Origin of the sequence: Arthrobacter celericrescens (genome assembly GCF_003614925.1) — a bacterium.
Classification (GTDB): domain Bacteria; phylum Actinomycetota; class Actinomycetes; order Actinomycetales; family Micrococcaceae; genus Arthrobacter; species Arthrobacter celericrescens.
Window position 1 is genome coordinate 65,077 of the sequence record NZ_QYLP01000010.1, and the last position, 10,841, is coordinate 75,917.

Here is a 10,841-nt window from a genome sequence, read left to right on the forward strand (position 1 = left end):
GCGGACCCCGGCGGTGCGGTTAGTTGAGCAGCGCGTCCACGAAGGTATCGGCTTCGAAGGGTGCGAGGTCGTCGGGGCCTTCGCCGAGGCCCACCAGCTTGACCGGCACGCCGAGTGCCTTCTGGATCGCGACGACGATGCCGCCCTTGGCGGTGCCGTCCAGCTTGGTGAGGACGATGCCGGTGATGTTGACCACCTCGGAGAAGACCTTCGCTTGGTTCAGTCCGTTCTGGCCCGTGGTTGCGTCCAGGACCAGCAGGACCTCGTCCACTTCGGCGAGCTTTTCGATGACGCGCTTGACCTTGCCGAGCTCGTCCATCAGGCCCACCTTGTTCTGCAGTCGGCCTGCGGTGTCGACCATGACCACGTCGACTTCCTGTTCGATGCCGGCCTTCACCGACTCGAAGGCAACGGAGGCAGGATCGGCGCCGTCGACGTCGGACTTCACGGTGGGGACGCCGACGCGCTGGCCCCAGGTGGCAAGCTGCTCGGCGGCGGCGGCACGGAAGGTGTCGGCCGCGCCGAGGATAACGTCCTTGTCTTCGGCGACCAGCACGCGGGCGAGTTTGCCCACCGTGGTGGTCTTGCCGACGCCGTTGACGCCCACCACAATCATGACGGCGGGGTGGCCGTTCTTGCGTTCGACCTTCAGGCTGCGGTCCATGGTGGGATCGACGAGCTTGATGAGTTCCTCACGGAGCAGCGCCTTGACGTGCTCCGGGCTGCGGGTGCCCAGCACCTTGACGCGCTCACGAAGGGCATCCACCAGTTCCATGGTGGGTTCGGTGCCGAGGTCGGCCAGGAGCAGGGTCTCCTCGACCTCGTCCCAGACGTTCTCATCGATCTTGTCGCTGGCGAGCAGGGCGAGCAGGCCCTTGCCGAGGATGGTGTTGGACTTGACCAGGCGGGCGCGGAGCCGCTGGAGCCGGCCTTCCACCGGGGCGGGCGTTTCGACCTGGACGGTTTCGAGCCCGGCCGGTTCTTCGAGCAGGTCCGTTTCGGGGGCCTCGGGCGCATCGCCGACGCCGGCCGGCGCCTTCCGTTCGTCGACGGCACCGCTGCGCTCTTCCACCAGGGTTCCGCCGCCGGCCGGGGTTACCGGATCGTTGGCATCGCGGGTTCCGGGGTACTTGGCGGCGGACTTGCGCGCCTTCAGGAACACCGGGACCAGCCCGCCGATGACCACCAGGGCAGCGGCTATGGACAGAATAATGGGGAGGAGTTCGTTCACACCCCTAGCTTCTCACAGCCGGGCGGCCTCGCTGCCGGTTCCCCGTCACACCTCGGCGTCGATGCGCTGGCTGATGACGGTGGACACCCCGTCGCCGCGCATGGTCACCCCGTACAACGCGTCCGCTACTTCCATGGTGCGTTTCTGGTGCGTGATGACGATCAGCTGGCTGGATTCGCGCAGCTCCTCGAAGATCGTGATGAGCCGGCCCAGGTTGGTGTCGTCCAGGGCAGCTTCCACCTCGTCCATGACGTAGAACGGCGAGGGCCGGGCCTTGAAGATCGCCACAAGGAGTGCGACGGCGGTCAGCGAGCGTTCGCCGCCCGAAAGCAGGGAGAGCCGTTTGATCTTCTTTCCTGCGGGCCGGGCCTCCACCTCAATGCCGGTGGTGAGCATGTCGTCCGGCTCGGTCAGCACCAGCCGGCCTTCGCCGCCGGGAAACAGGCGGGCGAAGACATGGTCGAACTGCTTGGACGTGTCGGCGAAGGCTTCGGAGAACACCTCCTGCACCCGTTTGTCGACTTCTTTGATGATGTCCAGCAGGTCCTTGCGGCTCGCTTTCAGGTCTTCGAGCTGGGTGTTGAGGAACTGGTGGCGTTCCTCGAGAGCGGCGAATTCCTCCAGGGCGAGGGGGTTGACCTTGCCCAGGGCGGCGAGGTCGCGTTCGGCCTTGCGCAGCCGTTTCTCCTGTTCTTCGCGGACGAAGGGCTTCCCGGCGGGGACCGGGTTGCCGTCCTCGTCCACTTCGGCGCGCAGCTCTGCCCATTTGTCCTTGCCGTCGGCCGGCAGCGGCACGGGCTGGTCCGGACCGTAGTCCGCCACGAGCTGTTCCGGGGAGAGTCCGAGCTCTTCGATGGAGCGGGCTTCGAGGGCTTCGATGCGCAGCCTCTGCTGGGCCCGGGCGAGTTCGTCGCGGTGCACGGAATCGGTCAGGCCTGCCAGTTCGCGGGCGAGCTCGTCGTTGCTGCTGCGCAGCCCGGCGAGGTCCTTGTCCCGTTGCTCCTTGACGGCTTCGGCGTGGTCCCGGGCGTCGGCGGCCAGTTCCACGGAGACGTCGACGAAGCGCACCGCCTGTTCCACGGCGCGTGCCACGGCGGCGGCGCGGGCGGCTTGGGCCTTGCGGCGCTCGGCCCGTCGGGCGGCTTCCTCGCGGGCACGGCGTTCGGTGGCCGCGGCACGTTCCAGCGACGCCGCCCGGTTGGCGGTGGCGTTGAGCTGTTCCTCGGCGCTGCGCAGCCCCAGGCGCACCTCCATCTCATGGGCCCGGGCGTTGCTGGCCGCCGCGGCGAGGGCGTCCCGGTGTTCGGTGGACGGTTCGTCGTCCCCGGGGGCTTCCTGGGCTGCGGCGAGCCGCTCGGCCGCTGCCTCCAGTGCTTCTTCGGCGACGGCGATATTCAGTTCGGCCTTCGCCAGCGAGTCCGCGAGGCGGTCGCTTTCGGCGACGGCGCTGCGCAGCTGCGAGTTCAAGTGGCCAAGCCGTTCGGCGACGGCGGCAAGCCGGGCGTCGGAGTCGTGCAGTTTATCCAGGGCGGCGTCGGCACGTTCCTGCGCTTCGCCGCGGCGGGCTTCGGCGGCGGCCAGGGAGAAACGGCCCCGTTCGAGTCCGGTGGTCAGGGCGGCGAGCCGGCTTTCGGCGTCGTCGACGGCGGCCTGCACCTCAAGCAGCGACGGCGCGTCGGCGGACCCGCCGCTGACGGTCAGCGCGGTGAAGACGTCGCCGGCGCGGGTCACCGCGGTCAATCCGCGGTGCTGCGCGATCAGCTCCGCCGCGGCATCCAGTCCCTCGACGACGACGGTGCCCGCGAGGAGGGCCGCCGCCACCGTGGCGTCCGCGTTGCCGTTGTTGGCGCGGACCAGCGCGGCGGCCCAGCGTGCCCCTTCCGGCAAGGCGGGAAGCTGACCGGTGCCCGGCTGTGCTGCTGCCCCGCCGTCCGCGAGCAGCAGCGACACCCGGCCGCCGTCGTCGTCCTTCAGGAGCTGCACTGCGGCCTTCGCGGCATCGGCCCCCGATACCACCACCGCGTCCGAGTGGCTGCCGAGTGCTGCGGCGACGGCGGTCTCGTAACCGGGTTCGACCGCGAGCAGCTCGGACAGCGCGCCGAGCACGCCCTCGGCGCCGGAGGAGAGCACACGGCCGGAGCCGTCCTTGCGGTTCAGGCCGAGCTGGAGGGCATCGCGGCGGGCCGCCAGCGCGTCCCGTTCGCGGAGTTGTTCGCGTTCGGCGGTCTTCAGGGCCTCGATCTCGGCCACGATGCCGTCCAGGAGCGCGGTGGCTTCCTCGTACTCGGCGTCGAGGCTTTCCTCGCCGTCCTCCACCCCGGCCACCTGCGACTCAAGGGCGGTGAATTCCTGCTGCGCGAGGCGGCGGCGTTCCTCCCCCGCGCTCATCGATTCGCGCAAGCGGCCGCGTTCGGCGTCGGCCGCCTCTGCCTTGGACCGTGCCGCGGAGAGCTGCCCGACGAGACGGGCGATGCCTTCGCGGCGGTCGGCCGCGGCACGCAGCACGGCAGTCAGCCGCTTGTCCTCGGCGGTGGCCAGTTCCTCGGCCTCCTGCCGCGACTGACCTGCGCGGTCCAGGGCTGCTTTGCGCGCCACGATGTCCTGCTCCAGGGCGGCCTGTTCCTCGCGGACCCGGGCCGCCTGGCGTTCGAGCTGCTCCGGGTCGCGCCCGGAGTCGGGTGCGGAGTCGGAGCTGCCGAGCAGGCGGCGCCGCTCGGTGGCGAGGGCGCCGAGGGCGCGGAGCCGCTCGCGCGAGGCCGAGAGCTGATACCAGGAATCCCGGGCAGCGTTCAGCCGCGGGGTGGCTTCGGCGGCGAGCCGTTCGACCTCGGCCTGGCGCTGCCGCCCGGCGCCGAGTTCCAGTTCCACGACTTCGCGGCGTTTCTTGAGGGCGGCCTCGGTGGCGACGTCCTCTTCCAGGGCTCCGGTGAGCCGGACGAGTTCGTCGGCCAGGAGGCGGGACTTGGCATCGCGGACTTCGAACTGCACGGTCTGGGCACGGCGTGCCACTTCGGCCTGCTTGCCCAGCGGGGTCAGCTGCCGCCGGATTTCAGCGGTGAGGTCGCCGAGGCGCTGCAGGTTGGACTGCATGGCCTCGAGCTTCCGGACGGTCTTTTCCTTGCGGCGGCGATGCTTGAGGATGCCCGCGGCCTCTTCGATGAAGCCGCGGCGGTCCTCCGGGGTGGCGTGCAGGACCCGGTCCAGCTGGCCTTGGCCGACGATCACGTGCATTTCGCGGCCCAGTCCGGAATCGGAGAGCAGTTCCTGGATGTCCAGGAGGCGGCAGGGCGAGCCGTTGATGGCGTATTCGGAGCCGCCGGCCCGGAACAGGGTGCGGGAAATGGTGACTTCGCTGTACTCGATGGGCAGCGCGCCGTCGGTGTTGTCGATGGTGAGCGAGACGTGCGCGCGGCCGAGCGGCGGGCGCCCGGCCGTGCCGGCGAAGATGACGTCCTCCATCTTGCCGCCGCGCAGGGTCTTGGCTCCCTGCTCGCCCATCACCCAGGCGAGGGCGTCCACCACATTGGACTTGCCGGAACCGTTGGGACCAACCACTGCAGTGACGCCGGGTTCGAAGTCGAACGTCGTGGCCGACGCGAACGACTTGAATCCCCGGACAGTCAGACTTTTCAAATGCAAGGTGGTTCGGAACTCCTCCAGTGGCAGCGTGTGCTTCCAAATCTACTGCCCGACGCCGACAATCACCGGATTTGCGCCGGTCAGGGGGCCGTTAGGGGCGGGGTCAGGTGTGCGGGCGGCCGCCCGGGCCGGCGCCGCCGAGCAGTTGCTGGGCCTTGTTCTCGAGCCCGTCGTCAACGGCGTCGAAGATGACCGACGCGAGCCAGACCACCACGGTGGCGAGCACCCAGCCGATCGTCCCGCTGATGGCGAAGCCGCCGGCGAACAGGGTGGTGAGCCAGAGGACACCGAAGCTTAGGGCGAGTCCGGCGGCCCCGAACAGCACCTTCCGGGCTACCTTCGAGCGTCCCGGCAGTCCGCCGTCGGGCACTTGCGCGCCAGGCTCTTGCGCGTCAAGGCGCCGGAGGACCGCGGAGGCCGCCCCGCGCAGCAGCAGGCTGGCCGCGGTGAAGAGCAGGGCCACCCAAAGGAAGCCGTCGCCGAGCCGGACGCCGGGCAGGATTGCGGCCACCCAGAGGGTGATGGCGTTGAAGACGAAGGCGATGACCGTCCGGATGGCCCAGGCTTTCATGCCCACAGTCTGCCACCGGAGGCGGTGCCCCGGAACGGAGGAGCCGGCGCGAAGCCGGGCCGCTACCAGCGGCCGTTGCGTGGCCGGGGCTGGCACACCGGGCAGGTGTGCGAGGAACGGTTCATGAACTGTTCTCGCTTGATCACGCCCGCCAGCCCGGCTTCGGCGCAGCGCCGGCACGGCTGCCCGGTCCTGCCATAGGCGTCCAGCGAGCGGGCGAAGTAGCCCGAATCACCGTTGACGTTTACGTACAGGGAGTCGAAGCTGGTGCCGCCGGCGGCCAGGGCGTCGCTCATGACCTCGCGCGCCGCCTCGACCACGCGCAGCGCATCGGCCCGGCGGAGGGTGTCGGTGGCGCGGGCGTAGTGCAGCCGGGCCCGCCACAGGGCTTCGTCCGCGTAGATGTTGCCGATGCCCGAGATGATGCCCTGGTCCAGGAGGGCTCGTTTGAGGCCGGTTCGGCGGGACTTGAGCTTCCGGTAGAAATCCTCGAAGGAGAAGTGCGGGTCAAGCGGGTCCCTCGCGATGTGCGCGGCTTCGCCCGCGATCTCGGGCAGGGGCGCCTCCGCCAGGCCGCCGGGGCCGCCGTCGGCCGTGGGAACGAGCGAGGTGACGAACAGTCCGCCGAAGATCCGCTGGTCCACGAAGCGCAGCTGTTCGGGCATGCCGTCCGCTTCGCTGAGCCGGAGCCGGACCTTGAGGTGCTTTTCGTCGGGGACGTGCGGGTCCTGCATGAGGAGCTGGCCGCTCATGCCCAGGTGCGCCATCAGCGCGACGCCGGTTCCCGGCTCGTGCGCGGGCGTTCCTTCCATGGCGAGCGGCATCCAGAGGAACTTTCCGCGACGGACGACGTCCAGCACGGTGGCGTGTTCGAGGTTTCCGGCGAAGTCCTCCGGGCCCAGGGCGTGGCGCCGGATGGACCGGGGATCCAGGATGTCCACCGAGGTGATGGTGCGGCCGCGCACCCAGCGGGCCAGACCGCGGCGGACCACCTCGACTTCGGGCAGTTCAGGCACGGGGAATCAGCCGGCGTCGGGGGCGTCGCCGGAGCCGGCGTTCGCCTTGGTGGTGCTCAGGGTCCGCCAGGCGTCGGCAGCGGCTTCCTGCTCGGCTTCCTTTTTGGAGTGGCCGGTTCCCTTGCCGTAGGTGGTGCCGTTGATCTGCAGCTCTGCGGTGAAGACGCGTGCGTGGTCCGGCCCGGTGCCTTCCACGGCGTAGAAGACGGTGCCGAGCTGCCGGCTCGCGGCGAGTTCCTGGATGCTGGTCTTCCAGTCGGTGCCGGCGCCGAGCGCTGCGGCGTCCGCCAGGAGGGGTCCCACCAGGCGCATGACCAGCTGGCGGGCCGTCTCGATGTCGTTGGACAGGTAGGTGGCGCCGATGAGGGCCTCCATGGTGTCCGCCAGGATCGAGGATTTATTCTTCCCGTTGGTCAGTTTCTCGCCCTGGCCAAGGTAGATGTAATCGCCGATGCCCAGTTCGCGGCCGATCACCGCGAGGGCACGGGTGCTGACGACGGCGGAGCGCCGCTTGGCCAGCTCGCCTTCCGGGAGGTCGGGGTTCTCACGGAAGAGGAAGTCGGTGACGGAGTATCCCAGGATCGAATCGCCGAGGAATTCGAGGCGTTCGTTGGTGGGGATCCCGCCGTTCTCGTACGCGTACGAGCGATGTGTCAGAGCAAGACGAAGCGTCTCGGCGTCAATGGTGACGCCGAGACGCTTCAGAAGCTCTTCAGTTGAAGACATCCTTTATCAGCCTGTTGGCGGACTTAGGCGTCAGCGACCTTGCGGCCCTTGTACTCAAGGAACAGCGCGGTGCCAGCAGAGTCGGTAACGACCTTTGCCTGGTGCGGCAGGCTGTAGACAACCTGGCCGTTCTCGATGGTCTTCACCAGGTTGGGGGCAGAAGCCTTCCACTGGGCACGGCGGGCGCGGGTGTTTGCGCGAGACATTTTCCGCTTGGGAACAGCCACGGCTATCTCATTTCTCTCTTAGACGAACACTTACTAATCAGTTTGCCGGTCAGTCTTAGCCAGTTCAGCTAGGGCAGCCCAGCGAGGATCCAGGACCTCGTGGTGGTGCCCCGGCTCGTCTTCCAGGCGTATTCCGCATTCGGAACAAAGGCCCTGGCAGTCTTCCCGGCACACCGGCTGGAACGGCAGCGTGGTCACGACTGCGTCCCGCAACACCGGCTCAAGATCGATCAGATCGTGCTCGACTCGACGTTGCTCTTCATCGTCTTCCCCGTCCGAAAGCTCAACGCCTTCATAGAGGAAAAGTTCTTGCACATTGACCTCAAGGTCATACGCAAGGGGATCCAGGCATCGTCCGCATTCGCCCTTGACTTCGGCGAACGCGGTTCCGGATACCAGAATTCCTTCGTGTACGGCCTCAAGCCTCAGGTCGAGCTCGATGTCCGAGCCTTCCTGAACGCCAATGAGCGCCACACCAAGATCGCTTGGTGCAGGTACATGTTCATTGAGTGTCCGCATGGTTCCCGGGCTGCGCCCGAGGTCCTTGACAAGCAGCATCAAGGGCGAACTTGCATCTCGCTTAATGAGAACTCCTGTAGAACATATGACCGACGTACCATCTTAGCCTGAACGTCCGAACGGACTCAAACCGGGGCCGCCACACCGGCAGCGGCCCGAGGCACCGATCCAGCTTACCCGTTCCGGCGCTGATCCGGGCCCGACTCGCCCGAGAGGATCCGTTTCAGCACGGACTTGGGCACGAACTCCGACACGTCGCCGCCCAGCTGGGCCACTTCCTTGATGAGCGTGGACGACAGGTGGATGTAATGGGCCTCCGCCGGAAGGAAGACGGTCTCGACGCCGGTGAGCTGGCGGTTCATGGTGGCCATGGGCAGTTCGTAGTCGAAATCCGAGGAGGAACGCAGGCCCTTGACGATGGCCGAGGCCCCCCGCTGCCGGCAGTACTCGGCCAGGAGGCCCTCACCCATCGGCTCGACGATGATGCCGCGCAGCGACGCGAGGGTTTCCCTGGCCATGTCCATCCGCTCTTCGAGGCTGAAGCGGTACTTCTTGGCGTAGTTGGTGGAGACGGCCACGATCACTTCGTCGAACAGGCCGGCGGCCCGGGCAATCACTTCAAGATGTCCGTTGTGGATGGGATCAAAGGAGCCAGGGCACACTGCGCGTCTCATGCCTCGAAGCTATCGCATCACCCGGCGGGATACCATGACACACACCGGCGGGCCCTGCCGGATTCCAGCCCCACCAGGAAGGCGGACCCGCGTGACGAGCCCCGTCCCCACCAGTCACACCAGTACCAGCCAGGACGCGTCCATGCGGGACGCGGCCCCGTGGCAACGGGCGGCCACCGGCGCCAACCTGCTGGCCGCCGACGGCTCCCTGGGTGTGACGATCTTTGAAGAAATGACCACCCTGGCCATGTCCACCGGCGCCATCAACCTGGGCCAGGGTTTCCCGGACGAGGACGGCCCAGCCGAGATGAAAGCTGCTGCCCAGGCGGCCATTACCGCCGGGGCGAACCAGTACGCCCCGGGCAAGGGCATCCTGGAGCTCCGCGAGGCGGTCAGTGCCCACCAGGCACGCTTCTACGGGCTGACGCCAGACCCGCAGACGGAGGTGGTGGTGACCACCGGTGCCACCGAAGCCATTGCCGCGTCCCTGCTGGCCTTCATCCAGCCAGGCGACGAGGTACTCACCTTCGAGCCCTTCTACGACTCCTACGGGGCCATCATCGGCCTGGCCGGCGGCATGCACGTCACCGCTCCCCTGCTGGCCCCGGATTTCATGCCGGACATGGAGCGCCTGGAGTCGGCGTTCACCCCCCGGACCAGGGTGGTGATGCTGAACAATCCGCACAACCCCACCGGAGCCGTGTTCCCGCGCGCGGTCCTGGAACGGATCGTCGAACTGGCGGAAAAGCACAACGCCCTGATCGTGAGCGACGAGGTCTACGAGCACCTCACCTTCGGCGTGCCGCACATCCCGGTGGCCACGCTGCCGGGCGCCGCCGAGCGGACCATCACCATTTCCTCTGCCGGCAAAACATTCTCCTTCACGGGCTGGAAAATCGGCTGGCTCAGCGGCCCCGAACACCTCGTGGCGGCTATCCGTACCGTCAAGCAGTTCCTGAGCTACAGCTCAGGCACACCCTTCCAGGGCGCAGTGGCCGTGGGACTGGGCCTGCCTGACACCTTCTACCAGGAGATCGCTTCCACACTGCAGCGCAAGCGGGACATCCTCGCCGAGGGCCTGCGGGCCGCGGGGCTTGGCGTCTACCTGCCGCAGGGAACGTATTTCATCAACGTGGACACGTCCCCGTTGGGAATCCGCGACGCCGTCGACCTGGCCCGCAGGCTGCCCGGACTGGTGGGCGTGGCCGCCATCCCGGTGCCGGTCTTCTGCCATCCGGAAGGGGCAGAACGCACCCGCAGCCTGCTGCGCTTCGCCTTCTGCAAGCAGGAGGGCGTGCTGGTGGAAGCGGCCTCGCGCCTGGCGACCCTGCGCGACAAGCTCCAAGCATGAGTGCCGCCGACGGTCCCGAAGGCCGGCGTTTCCTGCGCTCGAGCGGGCAGCACGCAGGCATCGAACAGGACGGGCTGGTGGCGGGCGCCTATGTGCTGACGATCGGCGGAGCCGAGCAGTCGCACGTGAACCTCGCCCGGCCTGAGGAGGTCTTCTACGAATACCTGCGCCGGATCGCGAACGTGGTGGACTTGGTCCCTCCCGCCGGCGCGGCGGTGACCGCACTCCATCTGGGCGCCGGTGCCCTCACCGTGGCCCGCTACATCCAGGCGACGCGCCCCGGATCGCTGCAGTACGCCGTCGAACTTGAACGGGAACTGCTGGACTTCGTCCTGCAGAAGCTGCCCATGCCGGACGGCACCCGGCTGGAGACACGGATCGGCGACGCCCGCGGCGAACTTGCCGCGCTCCCCCCGGAACTGCTGTTCGACGTCGTCATCCTCGATATCTTCTCCGGCCCGGAGGCGCCGGAGCATATCGCCTGCCGGGAGTTCTATGAGGAGGCCGCGGCGCGGCTGGGGCCGGACGGCCTGCTGGTGATCAATGTCGGGGACGAGGCGGCGCTGACCCTGGTGCGCAGCCAGGTGGCGGCCATGCGTGAAGCGGTCGGGTCAGGGGCCCTGGCTGACCTGGTGGCCTTCGCGGAGACAGGCATGTTCGCCGGGCGCTACCCCGGGAACATCATCCTGGTGGGCAGCAAGCAGCCGTGGCCGGAGGCCTGGACCCAGGCGCTGCTGGCCCGCGGACCGCACCCGGCCTCCGTGCTCCGGGGCGTGGAGCTGGATCCGCTGTCCGCCCGGCCCAACTGATATGTAGGTTCGGGTGTCAAGGGCAGTGGTGAGCGGCCCGCGGCGTGGGTTCCGTGGGCCGCTTGGGGGGTGCCGGCC

Annotated in this window: 10 protein-coding genes; 2 read left to right on the forward strand and 8 right to left on the reverse strand. The window is 68.3% G+C overall.

Annotation, left to right across the window (positions count from 1 at the left end; translation table 11 throughout):
• Positions 1–19: 19 nt before the first annotated feature.
• From ftsY to coaD, 8 genes are all read right to left on the reverse strand, one after another.
• Positions 20–1,231, reverse strand: coding sequence for a signal recognition particle-docking protein FtsY (ftsY, locus tag D3654_RS00815; protein ID WP_120519641.1), 1,212 nt, complete (start codon positions 1,229–1,231; stop codon positions 20–22).
• Positions 1,232–1,276: 45 nt separating this feature from the next.
• Positions 1,277–4,870 carry a chromosome segregation protein SMC gene (smc, locus tag D3654_RS00820; RefSeq protein WP_205571694.1) on the reverse strand — a complete coding sequence of 1,198 codons (3,594 nt, stop codon included), beginning with the start codon at positions 4,868–4,870 and terminating at the stop codon, positions 1,277–1,279.
• Positions 4,871–4,973: 103 nt separating this feature from the next.
• Positions 4,974–5,441, reverse strand: a complete 468-nt coding sequence (locus D3654_RS00825; RefSeq protein WP_162943581.1) for a hypothetical protein — start codon at positions 5,439–5,441, stop codon at positions 4,974–4,976.
• A gap of 62 nt (positions 5,442–5,503) precedes the next feature.
• Positions 5,504–6,457, reverse strand: coding sequence for a bifunctional DNA-formamidopyrimidine glycosylase/DNA-(apurinic or apyrimidinic site) lyase (gene mutM, locus D3654_RS00830; RefSeq protein ID WP_120519643.1), 954 nt, complete (start codon positions 6,455–6,457; stop codon positions 5,504–5,506).
• Between the two features lie 6 nt (positions 6,458–6,463).
• Complete coding sequence (rnc, locus tag D3654_RS00835; RefSeq protein ID WP_120519644.1) at positions 6,464–7,183, reverse strand: ribonuclease III; 720 nt, start codon at positions 7,181–7,183, stop codon at positions 6,464–6,466.
• Positions 7,184–7,206: 23 nt separating this feature from the next.
• Positions 7,207–7,410: a 50S ribosomal protein L32 gene (rpmF, locus tag D3654_RS00840; protein WP_070347563.1), complete on the reverse strand. Its 204-nt coding sequence runs from the start codon at positions 7,408–7,410 to the stop codon at positions 7,207–7,209.
• 33 nt (positions 7,411–7,443) lie between these two features.
• On the reverse strand, positions 7,444–7,971 hold the full coding sequence (locus D3654_RS00845) for a YceD family protein (protein ID WP_120519645.1): 528 nt from the start codon (positions 7,969–7,971) through the stop codon (positions 7,444–7,446).
• Positions 7,972–8,102: 131 nt separating this feature from the next.
• Positions 8,103–8,603 carry a pantetheine-phosphate adenylyltransferase gene (coaD, locus tag D3654_RS00850; RefSeq protein WP_120519646.1) on the reverse strand — a complete coding sequence of 167 codons (501 nt, stop codon included), beginning with the start codon at positions 8,601–8,603 and terminating at the stop codon, positions 8,103–8,105.
• A gap of 142 nt (positions 8,604–8,745) precedes the next feature.
• On the opposite strand from coaD, the gene D3654_RS00855 reads away from it, so the two are divergent.
• Both D3654_RS00855 and D3654_RS00860 read left to right on the forward strand, forming a co-directional pair.
• The gene (locus D3654_RS00855) at positions 8,746–9,954 is read left to right on the forward strand and encodes an aminotransferase class I/II-fold pyridoxal phosphate-dependent enzyme (protein ID WP_120519647.1); all 1,209 of its coding nucleotides are present in this window, start codon (positions 8,746–8,748) and stop codon (positions 9,952–9,954) included.
• Positions 9,951–10,763, forward strand: coding sequence for a spermidine synthase (locus tag D3654_RS00860; protein ID WP_120519648.1), 813 nt, complete (start codon positions 9,951–9,953; stop codon positions 10,761–10,763). Before D3654_RS00855 ends, D3654_RS00860 begins: the two co-directional genes overlap by 4 nt.
• Positions 10,764–10,841: the final 78 nt, after the last annotated feature.

Excerpts from the sequence above, each read along its gene's own strand:
- D3654_RS00825 (WP_162943581.1), bottom strand. The coding sequence starts at position 5,441 with ATGAAAGCCTGGGCCATCCGGACGGTCATCGCCTTCGTCTTCAACGCC.
- rnc (WP_120519644.1), bottom strand. The coding sequence starts at position 7,183 with ATGTCTTCAACTGAAGAGCTTCTGAAGCGTCTCGGCGTCACCATTGAC.
- coaD (WP_120519646.1), bottom strand. The coding sequence starts at position 8,603 with ATGAGACGCGCAGTGTGCCCTGGCTCCTTTGATCCCATCCACAACGGA.
- D3654_RS00855 (WP_120519647.1), top strand. The coding sequence starts at position 8,746 with ATGCGGGACGCGGCCCCGTGGCAACGGGCGGCCACCGGCGCCAACCTG.
- D3654_RS00860 (WP_120519648.1), top strand. The coding sequence starts at position 9,951 with ATGAGTGCCGCCGACGGTCCCGAAGGCCGGCGTTTCCTGCGCTCGAGC.